The sequence below is a fragment of the Dorea sp. D27 genome, from assembly GCF_001185345.1.
Taxonomy (GTDB): Bacteria; Bacillota; Clostridia; order Lachnospirales; family Lachnospiraceae; genus Extibacter.
In genome coordinates this window covers 382,516-400,476 of record NZ_KQ236746.1, presented here as the reverse complement: position 1 = coordinate 400,476, position 17,961 = coordinate 382,516, and the positions used below count along the sequence as shown (strand labels likewise).

At 50.0% G+C, this 17,961-nt stretch carries 14 protein-coding genes; 8 read left to right on the top strand and 6 right to left on the bottom strand.

The genetic code is table 11. From position 1 onward, the window contains the following. Window positions 1-650: 650 nt before the first annotated feature. The gene (locus HMPREF0980_RS15655) at window positions 651-1,511 is read left to right on the top strand and encodes an Rpn family recombination-promoting nuclease/putative transposase (RefSeq protein ID WP_049730010.1); all 861 of its coding nucleotides are present in this window, start codon (window positions 651-653) and stop codon (window positions 1,509-1,511) included. 613 nt (window positions 1,512-2,124) lie between these two features. On the opposite strand, the gene HMPREF0980_RS15650 is transcribed toward HMPREF0980_RS15655, so the two are convergent. Both HMPREF0980_RS15650 and HMPREF0980_RS15645 read right to left on the bottom strand, forming a co-directional pair. Further along, on the bottom strand, window positions 2,125-2,988 hold the full coding sequence (locus HMPREF0980_RS15650; protein WP_049730009.1) for a YitT family protein: 864 nt from the start codon (window positions 2,986-2,988) through the stop codon (window positions 2,125-2,127). A gap of 32 nt (window positions 2,989-3,020) precedes the next feature. Then, complete coding sequence (locus HMPREF0980_RS15645; RefSeq protein WP_049730008.1) at window positions 3,021-5,177, bottom strand: Tex family protein; 2,157 nt, start codon at window positions 5,175-5,177, stop codon at window positions 3,021-3,023. 190 nt (window positions 5,178-5,367) lie between these two features. Here HMPREF0980_RS15645 and HMPREF0980_RS15640 point away from each other — a divergent pair, with 190 nt between their 5' ends. The 5 genes from HMPREF0980_RS15640 to HMPREF0980_RS15620 all read left to right on the top strand — a co-directional run bounded on the left by HMPREF0980_RS15640 (window position 5,368) and on the right by HMPREF0980_RS15620 (window position 8,995). Further along, window positions 5,368-5,976: a TetR/AcrR family transcriptional regulator gene (locus tag HMPREF0980_RS15640; protein WP_049730007.1), complete on the top strand. Its 609-nt coding sequence runs from the start codon at window positions 5,368-5,370 to the stop codon at window positions 5,974-5,976. A 27-nt stretch (window positions 5,977-6,003) separates the two neighbouring features. Continuing rightward, window positions 6,004-6,921 carry a diacylglycerol/lipid kinase family protein gene (locus HMPREF0980_RS15635; protein WP_049730006.1) on the top strand — a complete coding sequence of 306 codons (918 nt, stop codon included), beginning with the start codon at window positions 6,004-6,006 and terminating at the stop codon, window positions 6,919-6,921. Between the two features lie 24 nt (window positions 6,922-6,945). Further along, on the top strand, window positions 6,946-7,764 hold the full coding sequence (locus HMPREF0980_RS15630) for a glycerophosphodiester phosphodiesterase (RefSeq protein WP_198146303.1): 819 nt from the start codon (window positions 6,946-6,948) through the stop codon (window positions 7,762-7,764). A 102-nt stretch (window positions 7,765-7,866) separates the two neighbouring features. Continuing rightward, a complete protein-coding gene (locus tag HMPREF0980_RS15625; protein WP_049730005.1) occupies window positions 7,867-8,535 on the top strand; it encodes a phosphatase PAP2 family protein in 669 nt (222 codons plus the stop codon). 37 nt (window positions 8,536-8,572) lie between these two features. Next, window positions 8,573-8,995, top strand: a complete 423-nt coding sequence (locus HMPREF0980_RS15620) for a bacteriohemerythrin (protein ID WP_049730004.1) — start codon at window positions 8,573-8,575, stop codon at window positions 8,993-8,995. 102 nt (window positions 8,996-9,097) lie between these two features. Here the strand turns inward: HMPREF0980_RS15620 and mutY are convergent, their stop codons facing one another. Then, a complete protein-coding gene (gene mutY / locus HMPREF0980_RS15615) occupies window positions 9,098-10,858 on the bottom strand; it encodes an A/G-specific adenine glycosylase (RefSeq protein ID WP_049730003.1) in 1,761 nt (586 codons plus the stop codon). 227 nt (window positions 10,859-11,085) lie between these two features. On the opposite strand from mutY, the gene HMPREF0980_RS15610 reads away from it, so the two are divergent. Next, the gene (locus tag HMPREF0980_RS15610) at window positions 11,086-12,765 is read left to right on the top strand and encodes a DUF4091 domain-containing protein (protein WP_049730002.1); all 1,680 of its coding nucleotides are present in this window, start codon (window positions 11,086-11,088) and stop codon (window positions 12,763-12,765) included. Window positions 12,766-12,840: 75 nt separating this feature from the next. Further along, window positions 12,841-14,397, top strand: coding sequence for an ABC-F family ATP-binding cassette domain-containing protein (locus HMPREF0980_RS15605; RefSeq protein ID WP_049730001.1), 1,557 nt, complete (start codon window positions 12,841-12,843; stop codon window positions 14,395-14,397). Between the two features lie 583 nt (window positions 14,398-14,980). Here the strand turns inward: HMPREF0980_RS15605 and HMPREF0980_RS15600 are convergent. From HMPREF0980_RS15600 to HMPREF0980_RS15590, 3 genes are read right to left on the bottom strand one after another with little or no spacing between them, the layout of a single operon-like run. Then, window positions 14,981-15,724: an amino acid ABC transporter ATP-binding protein gene (locus HMPREF0980_RS15600; protein WP_049730000.1), complete on the bottom strand. Its 744-nt coding sequence runs from the start codon at window positions 15,722-15,724 to the stop codon at window positions 14,981-14,983. Then, window positions 15,714-16,406, bottom strand: coding sequence for an amino acid ABC transporter permease (locus HMPREF0980_RS15595; RefSeq protein WP_049729999.1), 693 nt, complete (start codon window positions 16,404-16,406; stop codon window positions 15,714-15,716). Before HMPREF0980_RS15595 ends, HMPREF0980_RS15600 begins: the two co-directional genes overlap by 11 nt. 19 nt (window positions 16,407-16,425) lie before the next feature. Next, entirely contained in the window at window positions 16,426-17,205 is a 780-nt protein-coding gene (locus HMPREF0980_RS15590) for a basic amino acid ABC transporter substrate-binding protein (RefSeq protein WP_049729998.1), read from the bottom strand. Window positions 17,206-17,961 lie beyond the last annotated feature (756 nt).

The window sequence follows — 17,961 nt, the reverse complement described above, 5'->3', positions numbered from 1 at the left end:
AATCTGGTGAGGATTCTCCGTCCCTTCCGCTTACACCTTCGCATCTGTCCCCTGCCTCCCCAGTGGCTATCTACTTTACTGGCACGGGCGGGGACGGCTGTGTGACGTTACTGGCGGTCGGAAGGAATTTATCTGTGCCAGTATATTAATAAAAAAGCTGAGCGAGTGAAAACCTTTGGCAAAATGGAATTATAATTATAATGAGGAAGAGCCGGAATCAGGTACAGGGCTGTTATGTGAGATAACATCCCTTGCCTGACCCCGGCTCTTCCTGCAGCAACGGCGTGTACGCCTCGCTGCAAACGTTTAACTACGATAATATACAACGTTTTAAACTGTATGTGCTGTATACACTGAGCTTGCTACCATTTTCCATCTAGCTGACGCAGCCAGCGTTCATCCGCTGGCCAGTAACGTCACACGGCCGCTCACGCCCTTGTTAGTAAAGTAGATAGCGGACGGCGATGTGTGATATCATATAAGCACAAATCAAACATTCTGATTTATCTAGTTCATCTACGGCAGATCGCCGTACCTATCCGATGTTTGTAACAAATCTTTTATGCGAAGGAGGGATGCCTATGGAGGCCGTTCTTTTGTTTTCCGTCTGTTAACCGTAGATAAAGTATGATAAAATGAAGGAGAACCATATGAACAGAAGACAAAAGCTGATACCATTAAACAAACTGAACCTTACGGACCGTTTCCTATTCGAGGAAGTGATGGAGGATCCGCTGGCCCACCAGGAGGCGCTCGGAATCATCCTGGGCAGGGATGTCACGCTCCTTACGCAGAACGAGGCGGAGAAGGAGCTTCGGATCACGCCGGAGGCACGCTCCGTCCGCCTGGACATCTTCTCCATGGATGAGGACAGGGCCGTCTATAATACGGAGATGCAGAAGCAGCGCAGGGCGGACCTGTCCAGGCGGAGCCGCTATTACCAGTCGCTCGTGGACATCTCCCTGCTTGAGCCCGGGATTCCGGACTACAGCCAGCTGAACGAGTCGTACCTCATCATGATTACGCCCTTCGACCTGTTCGGCCGCGGGAAGTACCGGTACACCTTCCGGGGCGTGTGTGAGGAAGCGCCGGGATGCATCCTCGAAGACGGTGCAACCCGGATTTTCCTGAACACCCGTGGGACGAATGACGATGAAGTCTCAGAGGAGCTGGCGGAGTTCCTGCACTACGTGGAGCATACGACGGACGAGGCGGCGGAGCATGCCGGGAGCGAACGCATCCGCCGCATCCACGACCGGGTCCGGAAGGTACGCAGCAGTGAAGAAGTCGGGGTGAAGTATATGCAGGCATGGGAAGAGAAATATTACGAGAAAGAAGAGGCAAGAAAAGAAGGAATGCAGGAAGGACGTAAAGAAGAACGCATCAATTTAATCAAAAAGAAGCTTGAAAAAGGGAAATCAGTTGAAGAAATAGCCGACGCATTGGAAGAGACCGATGATGCAATCCGGGAGCTTATGAAAGAACTGGGAGTTTTAGGGTTTGTCAAGTAAAGTGGCTGCGGAATGCGCGCCGATAGCGGCTTACACCTGCGCATCTCCCACCTGGCTCCCCGCCCGCTATCTACTCCACTTAACAAGGGCGAGAGTGGCTGTGTGACATTACTGGCCAGCGGATGAACGCTGACTGCGTCAGCTAGATGGAAAATGATAGCAAGCTTAACGTAAACAGCACATACAGTTTAGAACGGTGTATATTATCGTAGTTAAACGTTTGCAGCGAGGCGTGCACGCCGTTGCTGCAGGAAGAGCCGGAATCAGACAGGGGATGTTATGCCCTGTACCTGATTCCGGCTCTTCCTCATAATAATTTCATTCCGCCTTTTTATTAATATACTGACACAGACCAATCCTTTCGACCGCCAGTAGCGTCACACAACCACCCCCGCCTGTGCCAGTAAAGTAGATAGCCGCTGGGGAGGCAGGGGACAGATGCGAAGGTGTAAGCGGGAGGGACGGAGAATCCTCACCAGATTCCTTGGCCCGTGGGGTGTGAGCCGCTATCGGCGAACATCCCACAGGCTTAGGAATCTGTGTGATAGTCGCAGTCCCGGACGCATCGCAGCAGATGCCCCCTGCCTCCCCAGCGGCGTCAACTTCACTAAACTTACAGTTCCTCCTGATAGCTGACACGCTCCATGGAAAAACCGCGGCCTTTCACTTCTTTTATCTGAGTGATGGTTGTAAATGCCTTGTCATCTATCCTGCTGATCGTATCGTTCACCGCATACAGCTTCCTGTGAGGGATGACGCAGAGCACACCTTTTTGCTGCTCTTTTCCATAGCCCGTCTCAATGTGCACCATCGTCGCTCCTACATTCATATCCTTAAGTATCCTCTGCCTGATTTCCTCATGCTTCTCAGAGATGATAAAAAGCTGTATCTGTGTCTGTCCGAATAGCACCACCCTGTTCATCACCATCGTCATGAGCATAAGTGCCAGGATACCATACAGAATCTGCTCTGCGCCCGAAAAGAATATCTGGCATCCAAGTACGATGAAATCCACGATATACATGAACACGGCCACCGGTCCGTGCAGAAACTTGTTCAGTACAAGTGCCAGAATGTCCGTACCGCCTGTAGACGCGCCCTGCCGTACGACAAGTCCGATGCCAAGGCCGAGCAGGAGGCCGGCGTACACCGTTGCCAGCAGAATATTATCCGTCAGTCCCCCCACCCCCGGAACCTTTCCTGCAATCTCAAGAAATACCGGATATACGAAAGTACTGATAATCGTAGTGAGCGCAAACTTCCTGCCAAGCGTAAATGCCCCAAGCACAAATAGTATCGCATTGACAATAAAGATTACGACAGACAGATTGACGGGTACATAGTGCGTAATCGCAAGACCGATACCGGTCGCACCTCCCATGATGATTCCGTGTGGTACGACAAATGCTGCCACCGCAAGAGCCAGGATTGCATTTCCTGCCAGCACCCCAAGTACAATTTTCATATTTTTCTTCATTTTTATTTCCCCCAATGACCTAATGCGTCCCTTTAAGATATTCCCTTCATCGTAAGCTGGATCCGTTTCTTCTTAAGGTCAACGCTCATTACTTTCACATCCACGATATCTCCGACGCTCACCACTTCCAACGGATGTTTGATATACTTCTTGTCTGTTATCTCGGAGATATGGACAAGGCCGTCCTGATGTACTCCGATGTCTACGAACACGCCGAAGTCGATGACGTTGCGCACCGTGCCCTTTAAGACCATCCCTTCTGTCAGGTCTTTCATCTCCAGCACGTCCGTCCTCAGGATAGGCCGCGGCATCTCATCACGCGGATCCCTGGCAGGCTTCTCGAGCTCCTTAACGATATCTCTAAGGGTTATTTCCCCGACACCGAGCTCTTCTGCAAGCCGGCGGTAGTCTTTTATCGTAAGCGACAGGCCTGTCAGCTTACCGTCCCTGATATCCGCTAAAGAGAATCCCTGCTTCTTAAGCAGCTTTTCAGCCGCCTCATAAGATTCCGGGTGTACGCTCGTTGCGTCCAGCGGATTGTCCCCATTCTGAATCCGCATGAACCCGGCACACTGCTCATAAGCCTTCGGCCCGAGCTTAGACACCTTCAGAAGCTGCCTCCGGTTCGTGAACGTTCCATTTTCTTCACGGTAAGTGACGATATTTTTCGCTATCGTCCCCGTAATGCCCGAGATATAGGAAAGCAGCGGGGCGGAAGCCGTATTCAGGTCCACTCCCACTTTATTTACACAGCCTTCCACAACACCGGAGAGCGTCTCGCTCAGCTTTTTCTGGTTCATGTCATGCTGGTACTGTCCTACTCCGATGGATTTCGGGTCTATCTTGACAAGCTCCGCAAGGGGATCCTGAAGCCTTCTCGCGATGGACGTGGCGCTGCGCTGACCTACATCAAACTTCGGGAATTCCTCAGAAGCCAGCTTGCTTGCAGAGTAGACCGAAGCTCCCGCCTCGTTCACAATGACATACTGAACTTTCTCGGGAATTTCTTTTAGAAGCTCCACGATGAACTGCTCCGATTCTCTGGACGCAGTCCCATTGCCAAGCGATATAAGCGTTATATCATATTTCTTAATAATCTTCTTGAGCAGGTTCCTGGCCGCCTCCATCTTCTGCGGTGTAGTCGGTGCGGTCGGGTAGATAACCGTCGTACCGATGACCTTGCCTGTCGGATCTACGACTGCCAGCTTGCACCCCGTACGGAATGCCGGATCCCATCCAAGTACCGTCTGCCCGACAATCGGAGGCTGCATGAGGAGTTGCTCCAGATTCTTTCCAAACACTTCGATTGCCCCGTCTTCCGCCCGTTCTGTCAAGTCGTTCCTTATCTCCCGCTCTATGGCAGGTGCTATCAGCCTCTTGTAGCTGTCTTCTGCCGCCTCTTTCAGAACAGGAACAGTGTACGGGTTGTCCAAGACTATCGTCTTCTTCTCCAGATACCGGAGGATATCTTCCTCCGGTGCTTCTACCTTGACCGTCAGGAACTTCTCCTTCTCTCCTCTGTTCAGTGCCAGCACACGATGTCCGGCCAACCTGCTTACAGGTTCTTCAAAATTATAATACATTTCATAGACAGATTCTGCTTTTTCATTCTTTGCCAGAGATATCAACCGACCTTTCTGGGCTGTTATCTTCCGTATCCATATGCGGTAATCCGCCTCATCGGATATGCGTTCGGCTATGATGTCCTTCGCACCGTCCACAGCCTCCTTAACCGTGCCAACTCCTTTTTCTTCCTCTACATAAGGCAGCGCCTCTTCTTCCAGAGGACGTGCAAGCTTCTGCAAGGTGATGAGGTCCGCCAGCGGCTCCAGCCCCTTCTCTTTCGCAATCGTTGCCCGCGTCCTTCTCTTGGGCCGGTATGGACGGTACAGATCTTCCACGACTACGAGCGTCTCAGCCGCCAATATCTGCTTCCTCAGCTCTTCCGTCAGCTTGCCCTGTTCCTCGATGCTTGACAGTACCTGCTCCTTTTTCTCTTCCAGGCTGCGCAGATACGTCATTCGTTCAAAGAGCTTACGCAGTTGTTCATCGTCAAGCGTTCCCGTTGCTTCTTTCCTGTATCTGGCTATAAACGGAATCGTATTGCCTTCATCAATCAGCTTGACCGCGGCATCCACCTGCCATCTCTTGACGCTTAATTCTTCCGTTATTTTCTGATTAATATCCATGTAGATGTATTCCCCTTTATTTTATATAAACGCTAAACTATATTGTAATCGAAAAGAAAGAGCTTTTCAACCCGCACCCTTGCTTTATTTGCAATACAGAGTTCACTCTGTTTCATTGAAAAACAAAGCCTTGTATGCTATACTTGGACTAAATTGAAACGTAAACATCAAGAAGGGACTATTCTATACTATGAATGAAATAAATGAATCACAGGAACTGTCCAAGCAGCAGCAAAAGTCAAAGGAAACGAAAGACCGCATATTCCGTGCCGCAAAGTCTATTTTGAAAAGGCAGGGGTACGAGGCGTTATCTATTAAAAACATATGCGAGGAAGCTGGCGTCTCTAACGGCAGCTTCTACCACCACTTTAAGACAAAAGACGACCTGCTCTCCTACTACATAGAAGAGCAGCCGAGCATCAATCCCGACTATCTCGACCTCCCGGCCAATACGGAGGAAGCCAAGACGACCATCGTCCATGTGTATCTGAATTACGTAACCTATTGCAGGGTGCTCGGCGTGGAGTTCATGGCCAATTACTATACGCCTAAGAACCAGTCGCTGAACCCCCTTATACGCACAGAGCGCCCGTACCCGATTGTAACGGTGCGCAATTATCTGGACAAAGCAGTCAGAGCAGGAATCGTTACTCCCCGCCACAGCCTGGATGACATCACCACGGACATCCGGATGATTGTGATCGGCAACGTATTTGAATGGTGTCTCAAAAGCGGCAATGCGGACTTTGAGGGCAACATGCGCCGCTCGCTGGAGACATATCTGGACGGGGCGCTGTAAACTTTCTTACCAACCAGGAGGCCATGCATGTATACTTTCATCGTCAACCCCAATGCCCGCTCCGGGCTGGGACAAAAAGTCTGGAAAGATATAGAGCGCTCGTTAGAGGAACGCGGCGTAGATTATAAAGCATATCTGACAAAATACCAGCGTCATGCCACCGGCATCGCCAGAGCGCTCACCTGTGACCGGGAACCATGTACGCTTATCGTGCTCGGCGGCGACGGCACGGTCAACGAGGTCATGAATGGTATAACTGATCTGAGCCTTGTGACATTCGGCTATATCCCAATCGGCTCAAGCAATGACTTTGCCCGCGGTCTCGGATTGACAACGGATCCTCTGACGGCACTCGGGCATATTCTGGCACCGGCCAAATATACATATATTAATGTAGGAGCCATGTCCTACCAAGATAAGAGGCGGCGTTTCGCGGTAAGCACCGGTATCGGCTTCGATGCCGGAGTCTGCCATCAAGTCGTGGTCTCCCGTCTGAAGGTCCTGTTGAACAAGATAGGGCTCGGCAAGCTGTCCTATGCAGGAGTGGCACTGAGTCTCATGATGTCCCTGAAACCGGGGAAAATGACCGTCACGCTCGATGACAGCCGGAAAATGGAATTTGAATCTGTATATTTTACTGCCGCTATGAACTCACGTTATGAAGGAGGAGGCTTCAAATTCTGCCCGGATGCCGACCCCTCGGATGGCCTGCTCGATATCATCGTGATTGCTAATATGCCCAAGCTGAAAGCGCTGGCGCTCCTTCCCACTGCTTTTAAGGGCTGGCACGTCCGTTTCAAAGGAATCCATATCTTTACGTGCAGAAAGGCGGATATCGTCAGCAGGACACCTCTTCCTGTCCACACGGACGGAGAGCCTGTCTTCCTCCAGAGGCATATCTGCGCCTTCCTTGAGCCGCAGAAAATAAAAATCATATTATCTTAGAAAAAGGAAAGGGATTCCGCTGTTATGGATATGATACCTGTTATACTCCTTCTTATCCCCGCACTGTACTTCTTTGCCGTCTGGCCCCGTACCTCCAGGAAAGAGCAGATGCAGCGCTATGAGCATACGCTCTTCGCCCACCGGGGATATCACTGTGCATCACAAGGGATACCGGAAAACTCTATGTCCGCGTTCCGGGCTGCCATAAGCCAGGGATATGGAATTGAGCTGGATGTCCACCTGACCCTTGACGGGAAACTGGCCGTGTTCCACGATGACGACCTGCTGCGCGTGTGCGGCAGCAAGGATTCCATAGAGAACCTCACATATAAAGAACTGGAAAGATACCGTCTGTTTGATACGAAAGAGCATATCCCTCTGTTCACGGACGTGCTCTCCCTCGTCAACGGACAGGTACCGCTGCTTATCGAGATGAAGATTCCCTCTTCTGCCACTGATATCTGCAGCGTGTTATGTGAGACGCTGAAAAGTTATCACGGGCCTTATCTAGTCCAGTCGTTCAACACGATGGGGTTGCGCTGGTTCCGTCTGCATGCGCCGGAAGTGCTGCGGGGGCAGCTGTCTGACAACCTGACGAAAAAGAAAAGCAGAGAGCCGTGGCTTCTGCGGCTTATGGTACGCTATCTCCTCACAGATTTTCTTGGAAGGCCGGACTTCATCTCCTATAAGCTTGCAGATCTCCCGAATCTCAGCGTATCTGTCCTCCGCTCTCTGGCCCATACCCCTGTTGCTGTGTGGACGCTCCGGACAGAAGCCGCCCTTGCGGAAGGAATCCGCTGCTACGACATGCAGATTTTTGAAAAACAAAATGAAAATTATTAACAAATAATGAACATTGTTGTTGATTCTTTTTTTTCATGTTATAATCCGTGTTGAACCAAGAATATGATATCATTGGCCGAAAAAGAAAAAGGGGTAATATGAATGAAAGCCTGGAATAAGGTAACGCATTTTATTAAAAAATACAGGCACGCATGGGTGTTCTTATATGTATTCATCTATATGCCATGGTTCGTCTATCTGGAAAAGCATGTAAACAGTCATTTTTACCTGATACATTCTCCGCTGGACGACTATATTCCTTTTGTGGAATACTTTATAGTGCCTTATCTTCTCTGGTTCTTCTTTATCGCACTTGCTATCGGTTATTTTTTCTTTACCGACAGAAAAGGATTTTACCAGCTCACCGCGTTTTTGTTTACAGGGATGACGATTTTCCTCATCATTTGCTCGGTGTTCCCGAACGGTCTGAATCTCCGGCCGGTCGTATTTGAAAGGGACAACATATTTGTGGATATGGTACAGAGGCTCTATACTACCGATACACCTACCAACGTCCTGCCAAGCATCCACGTGTTTAATTCCATCGGAGTTGCCATAGCAGTGTCCCACAGCAGTGCGCTTAAGAAGCATAAGACAATCCAGTACGGCACATATATCATGGCATTTTTGATTATTCTATCCACCATGTTCCTGAAGCAGCATTCCGTGACGGATGTCATCGCCGCAGCAGCAATGGCTTGCGTCCTCTATCCGCTCGTGTATGTAACTCAGGAAAAGAAAGCGCCGAAGCTTTCCCATCAGCCAATCTGAACGGCTGGTTTAACACAATAAAAAGGAGATGAAGAATATGCAAGCAGAATTTAGTGAGAATCTGGTAACAGGAAATGAGATGATCGACTCTCAGCATAAAGAATTGATTGGGAGAATGAACGGTCTGCTCGAGAGCTGTGAAGGGGGTAACGAGAAGCTTACCGCCATCAAGACGCTTGACTATCTGTCCGATTATACAGATTACCATTTCAAGGCAGAGGAACAGCTTCAAAAAGACATCGAATATCCGGGATACGAGAAACACAAAGCACAGCATGAAGTATTCAAGCAGACCATCAGTGAACTTCAGGAGATGCTTCAGGAAGAGGAAGGACCGTCAGAGGCTTTCGTCGAGAAAGTGGAAGAAAACATTGTAAAATGGTTCTATGTCCACATCGAAGGATTTGACCGCTCTGTTGCAGAGTACAAGTTCATGCGGGACAACAACGAAAGACTGTAAAAATTCATGGAAAGAAGGGGCCTGGCCCCTTCTTTTTTTCTGTCCGCCGACCCTTGCGTCCCTCCCCGCAGCCGTACTCGTGCCCCTCGCCCCGTGGCCGCTCTACTGCCTGTACTTCTCCTGTCCAAGCCGGATGTCGATATAGTCTGCATAATGTTCAAATGCAGCGGGTACCGGATACTTCTCCTGGACTTCATCCGGGTGGATGAACAGGAAATCTTCGGAACAGGAATTCTCCAGTTCGTCCACCCGGATGAGGTATCCTGTCATGTGCCACTCGACATGGCTGAAAATATGCTTTGCATCCCCAAGGCACTTTATGTGAATCGGGGCAAGCCCGATGTGCCTGCTATAGCTAAGCGCCTCCTCTTTTGTCAGCCTGCCCTCGACATTGGGAAGCTCATACATTCCGGCGAGCAGCCCCTTTCCCGGCCGCTTTCTGACAGCCGCCATCTCTCCGTCCCGGAAGATAAATACCGTACGCTCCTCGATGCGACGCGCACGCTGCTTTTTCTTTACCGGCAGTTCCGACTCTATACCCATCCGATGTGCCCTGCACAGCCTGCCTGCCGGACATTCCCCGCATTTTGGCTCTCCGTTTGGCAGGCAGACAATAGCGCCGAGCTCAATCAGTCCCTGGTTAAAGTCGCTGGCTGCGTCCGGGGGAATGACTTCTTCCAGCTTTTTCTCTATATCTTTGCGGACGCCCTGCTTCATAATATCCTCGGTGCTTGCCAGTATCCTCGAGACGACCCTCAGCACGTTTCCGTCCACGGCAGGTTTCGGGATACCGTAGGCAAACGCGCTGACCGCCCCGGCAGTATAGCTTCCAATCCCTTTCAGAGACAATATCTCCTCATAAGTTCCCGGGAACTCGCCGCCGTAGTCCAGCATAATCTGCTGTGCCGCCTTCTGCATATTGCGCACCCTGTTATAGTATCCAAGTCCTTCCCAGAGCTTTAAAAGCGTATCCTCATCTGCTTCTGCCAGATCCCTTACCGTCGGAAGTGCTTTCAGGAAGCGCTCGTAATAGGGCTTCACGGCTTCCACTCTCGTCTGCTGGAGCATGATTTCCGACACCCATACGTGATAGGCATCCGGCTGCTTTCTCCATGGCAGTTCTCTCTTATTCCTGCGGTACCAGCCAACGAGAGGTTCAGCCAGCTCGTACAGAAGAGGCTCGTGAAGAATCACCGGGACTTCTTCGGCAAGCGTGATACTGTCAATGGACACCTCGCAGTCGTATGCCACGACATGGACGCCGCCTCCCGCTGCTTTTCTAAGCGCCTCTCCAAAAGCCGGGTGCGTGTCCATGTTCGGAGCAAAGCAGCGCACACCCCTCATCTGTATGACAAAGAATACATATGCCTCATATCCTTCCTTCACAGCTTCCGTAAGCTCTTCCACATGTTTGACGGCCCTCTCGCTCGGGGCGTCCGGAAACCGCACGACGCCGTCTTCTTCCAGCGTCACGCCCTTCACCTCCACAAGAATCTTCCTGTCCCCGGTCTCCACATACAGGTCGATTCTGGAATTACGGTACGGATACTCTGGACGGATGAGGTCGATGCCCTCTGCGAAATGTCCCTCTTCCATCCATTCCTGTACCACCCGGTTCGGTATCTGGGAATCCATGTTGATTATGCGGTCCCCTTTCCTGACGCTGATCAGGTCCCATCCCGTCTTCCGCTGCGGGTTGTCCGACTTCTGTATATATACTTCTGCCCCTGGCACGAGCAGCTCTGTACAGCGGCCCGTGTTCTTGACATGAACCGTCTCCTTCCTTCCGTCTGATTCAATATATGCGATAAAACGGTTCGGACGCTCCAGAAACATCCCTTTCCTGATCCGTTCGTACTTCATAGTTTTTCTCTCCTGATTTTTTACTTGCGTTTATAACAGTCATTCTAGCACATGCTGCTGCTTCCCGCCAATACAGAATCATATTCTTCCTGAATTTGCATAGTCATCTTCTATAGCTATATCAGTATTTTCTATAAGGAAATGGTCGTTTGTCCTATACAATGCCGTCCTAACAACGTACAATATTTCTACAGCTATAAAAATGAAGAAAGAGAGGTTTACGTGTAATGGATTCACAGACACCCGTTTATGAAATAAAGCTGCTCAGCTCACTTGCGAAGGTCTTCCCGGACGAGACTCCCGTCTACCGGCCGGAGTGCCTTCCCTTAAGCTCTCTGAAAGGAGAGACCGTATCCTTCCAGGCCGCCTGCACCGTTTCCGGCACCTTTTTCAAGACGGAGGCTAACGTCGTCATCCAGTCACCGATAAAGGACTTCATCCGGGTGCGCAATGTGCAGAACGTTCCCGTAGGGCGCGCATGCAATCCTGAGACAGATGACAACTATCTGAGGACCACATCGGGAATGTACCCCGATCTGCTGCGGGACCTGGCCGATGACACTACATACATCTATCCCGGAATGTGGCGCAGCCTCTGGATTGATATCAGAGTCCCGGAAGATATGGTTCCTGGCGTATATCCGATAGAAATATCATTGGTGGATGAGGGGCGGACGCTCTGCAGCGCGGAAAGCTCCGTCACCATATATGATGCCGTGCTGCCGAAGCAGGAGATTCTGCACACGGAATGGATGCATGCAGACTGCCTTGCAGACTACTATCATGTCCCTGTATTTTCTGAGAAGCACTGGGCAATCTTAAAGAACTTTTTCCTGGAATATACGGACAGGGGATGCAACATGATGCTGACCCCATTATTCACTCCTGCTCTTGACACGGCTTTCGGAGGGGACAGGACCACGGTACAGCTCATAGACGTCACTGTAGAAGACGGTACTTATACCTTTGGCTTCAGCCGGCTGAAACGCTGGGTGGACCTCTGCCGTGCATGCGGCATAGAATACTTTGAGATGTCCCATCTTTTCTCCCAGTGGGGCGCCAAATATCCGCCGAAGATCATGGCCGACGTAGGAGGACGGCAGGAAAAGATATTCGGCTGGCACACGCCAGCCGTCGGAGAATATACCCGCTTTCTCCACGCCTTCCTGCCCGAGCTAACCGGCAGGCTCAAAGAATGGGGCATAGATAAGGTTACCTACTTCCATCTGTCGGATGAGCCCCGCCCGGATGACCTGGATACGTACCGGCAGGCGAAAGAATCTGTGGCGGGCCTGCTGGAAGGCTTCCATACCTTCGACGCCCTCTCAAGCTACGAATTCTACCGGCACGGCCTCGTAGACAAACCGATTCCCGGCAATAATGAGATTGACGAGTTCCTCGGGCACGGGCTTACCGATATGTGGACCTATTACTGCGTCGAACAGTACCTCGAAGTGAGCAACCGGTTCATGTCCATGCCGTCGCTGCGCAACCGAATCTATGGCATCCAGCTATATAAGTATGATATCATCGGTATCCTGCACTGGGGATATAATTTTTATAACAGCCAGTTCTCCCTTGAGCATATCAACCCGTATGAAGTCACAGACGCAGGGGGAGGCTTCCCGGCAGGCGATCCGTTCCTCGTATATCCGGGGGCCGGCGGACAGCCGGAAGAATCCATACGCATGATGGTCCACTACGAAGCGCTCTGCGACCTTCGGGCCTGCCGTCTGCTGGAATCCCTCACAAGCAGGGACTATGTCATGGAGCTTATTGAAGAAAATCTGGCAGAGCCTCTGACGTTCAAGCGGTTTCCGAAATCAGACATGTATATGATTCAGCTCCGCAACAGGATCAACAAAGAGATTGCGGCCGGTAAGTCCACCGCCCCCCGCTTTCTCTGATAGACAACTCACATTATTATATGTTATATTGATACTGCTGTCCACCTATGGCAGCAGCAAAGGAGTTATAGAACCATGAGCATTTTAACTGTAGATCATCTTTCCCATGGCTTCGGCGACCGCGCCATTTTCCATGATGTCTCTTTCCGTATGCAGAAAGGAGAGCACATCGGTCTTGTAGGCGCGAACGGAGAAGGAAAATCAACCTTTTTTAATATCGTAACCGGCAGGCTGATGCCGGATGCAGGCAAAATAGAATGGGCCAAAGACATCCACATAGGCTACTTGGACCAGCATACCGTTCTGGAAAAAGGGATGACCATACGTGACGCCTTAAAATCTGCTTTCTCCCATCTCTTTGATCTGGAGGCAAGGATGAACGATATCTGCACCGCGCTTGGCTCGGCGGACGAAGACAGCATGAACCTTCTGATGGAAGAGCTGGGTACGATACAGGATACACTGACGCTACACGATTTTTATGTCTTAGACGCCAAGGCAGAAGAAGTGGCTCGTGCGCTAGGACTAATGGACATCGGACTTGAGAAGGATGTCACCGACTTAAGCGGAGGCCAGAGGACACGGGTCCTGCTCGGGAAGCTGCTTCTTCAGAAGCCGGATATACTGCTGCTCGATGAGCCTACCAATTATCTGGATGAAGAGCATATCAACTGGCTGAAGCGCTACCTTGAAGAATACGAAAATGCTTTTGTCCTCATATCCCATGACATCCCGTTCTTAAATGATGTGGTCAATATCATCTACCATATGGAACATCAGGAACTGAACCGGTATGTAGGGGATTATGACGAATTCCTAAAAGTATACGAGGTCAAAAAAGCACAGCTGGAAGCTGCCTACAAACGGCAGCAGCAGGAAATCAGCCAGCTTAAGGACTTTGTTGCCAGGAACAAGGCCCGGGTCTCCACCCGCAACATGGCCATGTCGAGACAAAAAAAGCTGGATAAGATGGACGTCATCGAACTGGCGGCCAAGCGGCCCAAACCGGAGTTTCATTTCCGCCTCGGGCGTACGCCTGGCAAATATATCTTTGAAGTCCGGGATTTCGTAATCAGATATGACGAACCACTTTCCAAACCGCTGAACTTCGCGCTTGAAAGGGGGCAGAAAATTGCCCTGACCGGGGCCAATGGCATCGGTAAGACGACATTGATCCGAAGTCTCCTCGGTCTTGTCCCTTCGCTTTCCGGCACATGCGAAGCAGGGGAGAATATACTGCCCGGCTATTTCGAGCAGGAAGGGGATTATAACAACAAGACGACCTGCATCGAAGAGATCTGGCAGGAATTCCCTTCCTTAAGCCAGTATGAAGTGCGCTCTGCCCTTGCAAAGTGCGGGCTCACGACAAAGCATATCGAGAGCCAGGTGCGGGTGCTCAGCGGCGGGGAGCAGGCGAAGGTACGCCTGTGCAAGCTTGTGAACCGCGATACCAATGTCCTGCTCCTGGACGAGCCTACCAACCATCTCGATACAGACGCAAAGGATGCCCTGAAGTCTGCGTTAGAGGAATACCGCGGGACTATGCTTCTCATCTGCCATGAACCTGAATTCTATCAGGACATCGTCAATGAAGTGTGGGACTGCAGCAAATGGACGACCAGAATCGTATAGGCCGTCCATTGCTTCGGCCTTAGCCGTATGACAGAAAGGCAGTTCGCAGAAGGATGCTCCGACGTGCACCTTCAGCGCCTTGGACAGGACCGCCATCGTCTCCCAGTGCATGTATGCGTCGGGAAACTGTAAGTTAAGCTTACGGGTCACCTCTTCATTGACACCAGCGGAATTGTCGTATGTACAGTGAAACTCTTTTATCTCTCCCATCACTTGACTACCTTTCTGATATTCGTATTCCAATAATCCTGCAGATTTTCATCCCTCTTGTTAGTATTCTAGAATAAAGAACGCGGGTTCCGGTAGTTCCAAATAAATTTCCTATGCAAAAATCGGCAAAGAAAAGACAGCGCAACCGCTGTCCTTTCCCACCAATAAGAATCTTAACTGTCCTGGATTCCCACCAGATTTCCTTTCAATGCTGCAGCATCACTATATACGTTACTGCTTATATGATAACACAGGTAATTTTTATGTCCTAATTGATAATCTATGTGCTTCAGCCCTGCTTGGAAATCAAAAGCAGAGAGCTGATATCTGAACAGCTCTCTGCAGTGTATTCATCTTTTCTATAATCTAAATGTTATAATATCTTCGAAAGAAACTCCTGAAGCCTTGGTTCTTTTGGGTTTCCGAAGAACTCTGCCGGACTTCCCTGTTCCTTGATTCGTCCTTCATCCATAAAGATGACCCGGGTGGCCACTTCCTTGGCAAATCCCATCTCATGGGTCACCACGACCATGGTCATACCGTCCTGTGCAAGCTTTTTCATCAGCTCCAGCACTTCCCCTACCATCTCAGGGTCAAGGGCAGACGTCGGTTCATCAAAAAGCATCACCTCCGGATTCATAGCCAGAGAACGTATGATAGCTATCCTCTGCTTCTGTCCGCCGGACAGCTGGGAAGGGTAGGCGTCCGCCTTTTCCTCCAGCCCTACGAGCCTGAGCAGATCCATGGCTTTCTTTTCCGCTTCTTCTTTGCTCTTCTTCAGAAGCTTGACAGGAGCCAGCGTGATATTCTGCAGTATCGTCTTGTGGGGGAACAGGTTAAAATGCTGGAATACCATCCCCATCTTCTGTCGGTGCTTGTTGATATCCACATTCCTGCCGGTAATATCGGTGCCTTCAAAGTACACATGCCCTCTGGATGGCACTTCCAGCAGATTCAGCGAACGCAGGAAGGTAGACTTGCCGGAACCTGACGGTCCTACGACAACGACCACTTCCCCTTTGCGTATCTCTTCAGAAACTCCGTCAAGTGCATGCAGCTCCCCGAATATTTTATGCAGATCTTCTACTTTAATCAATGTCTCTCCGTTAATGGTCACTGCTCCTTAACCTCCTTTCCAGCATATTTACAAGCTTTGTAAATATCAATACCATAGCCAGGTAGATAAGAGCAACACCAATAAGGGGCATAAAAGCGTCAAATGTCTGGCTCCTTATGATATCCCCGCCCTTTGTCAGATCCTGCATGGCGATATAGCCGGATACGGATGTCTCTTTCAGGAGCACGATAAATTCATTTCCAAGCGCAGGCAGTACATTCTTAAATGCCTGCGGCATTATAATATGTATCATCGTCTGGACGTAATTGAATCCCAGGCTCCGCCCTGCTTCAAACTGTCCATTGTCGATGGACATGATGCCAGAACGGAATATCTCCGCAACGTAAGCTCCCGAATTGATGCCGAACGCCAAAACTGCTACGAATACCTTATCGACATCCGTGCTTCCGAATATGACAAAGTATATGATAAGCAGCTGTACGACAACAGGAGTTCCACGTATGACCGTCAGGTACAGCTTGCACAGCAGATTCAGAATCTTAAGCTTTCCCGTCCTGTCGTAAGTGGAGCGCACGATAGCCACGAGGAATCCAAGCGCAATACCGATGAGCACAGCAAAAAATGTAATCTGAAGCGTAACTTTCAGACCGTCCCACAGATATTTCCAGCGGTTATCTTGTATAAAATTTGCAACGAATTTATCCTGCCATGTCTGTAACATACTCTACATCCTTATCTCTTTATTCTGCATCATCTGCATTGATGTATTTATCTACGATTTCATCCAGCTTGCCATTTTCTTTCAGGTCATTCAGCGCGTCATTGATCTTCTTGAGCAGATCATCATTTCCTTTATCTACTGCAAGCGCATACTCTTCCTCTGTAAACGCTTCATCCAGAATCTTGATTCCTTCCGCCTGCTTTACAAATTCTTTGGCAGGCTCGCCGTCGATGACTACAGCGTCAATCTTGCCCTGCTGTACAGCCTGGACCGCCTCGAATCCTTTATTGTAACGTTCTACTTCTGCATCTTTGATGTCTCCGGCATACATATCGCCTGTCGTTCCAAGCTGTACACCTATCTTCTTGCCTTCCAGATCGTCCGGCCCTGCCACATCGCTGTCTTCCTTCACCATGATTACCTGGGTAGCCTTTGCATAAGTATCTGTAAAGTCAACATTCTTTTTACGGTCCTCTGTCACCGTAAGCCCGGCTGCGCCAAAGTCAGCTTTCCCGCTTGTAACGGCAGGAATGATAGAGTCAAATGCCATATCCTCAATCTTCAGCTCCATTCCAAGCTGATCGGCGATAGCCTGCGCTACCTCTGCATCAATTCCGACAATCTTGTCTCCTTCACGGAACTCATATGGCGGGAACTCTGCGTTCGTAGCCATTACGAGCGTGTCTTTGGACTTTTTATCCCCGTCGTCACTTTTCTCTTCCTTCTTGGAACCACATGCCGCCAGGGAGACAACACATGCCCCAACTAACAGTACACTCATTAGCTTCTTCAATTTCATAATAGTATTCCTCCAAATTTAATTGATAAATTATTCTGCATAAAAATACAAGTCTAGTACATATTTTATCATGTTTTCCGGGAAAAACAAGTAGAATCTGCAATGAAATGTGAGTTTAGTGAAGTTGACGCCGCTGGGAAGGCAGGGGGCATCTGCTGCGATGCGTCCGGGACTGCGACTATCACACAGATTCCTAAGCCTGTGGAATGTTCGCCGATAGCGGCTAACACCCCACGGGCCAAGGAATCTGGTGAGGATTCTCCGTCCCTCCCGCTTATACCTGCGCATATGTCCCCTGTCTCCCCAGCGGCTATCTACTTTACTGGCACGGGCGGAGGTGGCTGTGTGACGTTGCTGGCTGATAGAAGCGCTTTGGCTGTGTCAGCATAGTGATAAAAGGCTAAGCAAGCTAAACACTTTTCCGAAAAGAAATCCTAATATGAGAAGAGCCGGAATCAGATATGTGGATGTTATTCGAGATAACATGCCCTGTCTGATTCCGGCTCTTCTTGCGGCAATGGCGAGTACGCCTCGCTGCAAACGCTTAACAGCGACTATATACACACTAGCTACACATATTGTGCTTGTTATATATTATCATTCACCTCACGCAGCCATCGTTCATCCGCTGTCCAGTAACGTTACACGACCGCTCTCGCCCTTGTTAAGTGAAGTAGATAGCGGGCGGGGAGCCGGGTGGGAGATGCGCAGGTGTAAGCGGGAGAGGCGGAGAATCCTTTCCGTAGCCCTTATCCT

Excerpts from the sequence above, each read along its gene's own strand:
- HMPREF0980_RS15630 (WP_198146303.1), top strand. The coding sequence starts at position 6,946 with ATGGATATGATACCTGTTATACTCCTTCTTATCCCCGCACTGTACTTC.
- HMPREF0980_RS15635 (WP_049730006.1), top strand. The coding sequence starts at position 6,004 with ATGTATACTTTCATCGTCAACCCCAATGCCCGCTCCGGGCTGGGACAA.
- HMPREF0980_RS15625 (WP_049730005.1), top strand. The coding sequence starts at position 7,867 with ATGAAAGCCTGGAATAAGGTAACGCATTTTATTAAAAAATACAGGCAC.
- HMPREF0980_RS15605 (WP_049730001.1), top strand. The coding sequence starts at position 12,841 with ATGAGCATTTTAACTGTAGATCATCTTTCCCATGGCTTCGGCGACCGC.
- mutY (WP_049730003.1), bottom strand. The coding sequence starts at position 10,858 with ATGAAGTACGAACGGATCAGGAAAGGGATGTTTCTGGAGCGTCCGAAC.
- HMPREF0980_RS15640 (WP_049730007.1), top strand. The coding sequence starts at position 5,368 with ATGAATGAAATAAATGAATCACAGGAACTGTCCAAGCAGCAGCAAAAG.
- HMPREF0980_RS15590 (WP_049729998.1), bottom strand. The coding sequence starts at position 17,205 with ATGAAATTGAAGAAGCTAATGAGTGTACTGTTAGTTGGGGCATGTGTT.
- HMPREF0980_RS15620 (WP_049730004.1), top strand. The coding sequence starts at position 8,573 with ATGCAAGCAGAATTTAGTGAGAATCTGGTAACAGGAAATGAGATGATC.
- HMPREF0980_RS15595 (WP_049729999.1), bottom strand. The coding sequence starts at position 16,406 with ATGTTACAGACATGGCAGGATAAATTCGTTGCAAATTTTATACAAGAT.
- HMPREF0980_RS15655 (WP_049730010.1), top strand. The coding sequence starts at position 651 with ATGAACAGAAGACAAAAGCTGATACCATTAAACAAACTGAACCTTACG.
- HMPREF0980_RS15610 (WP_049730002.1), top strand. The coding sequence starts at position 11,086 with ATGGATTCACAGACACCCGTTTATGAAATAAAGCTGCTCAGCTCACTT.
- HMPREF0980_RS15645 (WP_049730008.1), bottom strand. The coding sequence starts at position 5,177 with ATGGATATTAATCAGAAAATAACGGAAGAATTAAGCGTCAAGAGATGG.
- HMPREF0980_RS15650 (WP_049730009.1), bottom strand. The coding sequence starts at position 2,988 with ATGAAGAAAAATATGAAAATTGTACTTGGGGTGCTGGCAGGAAATGCA.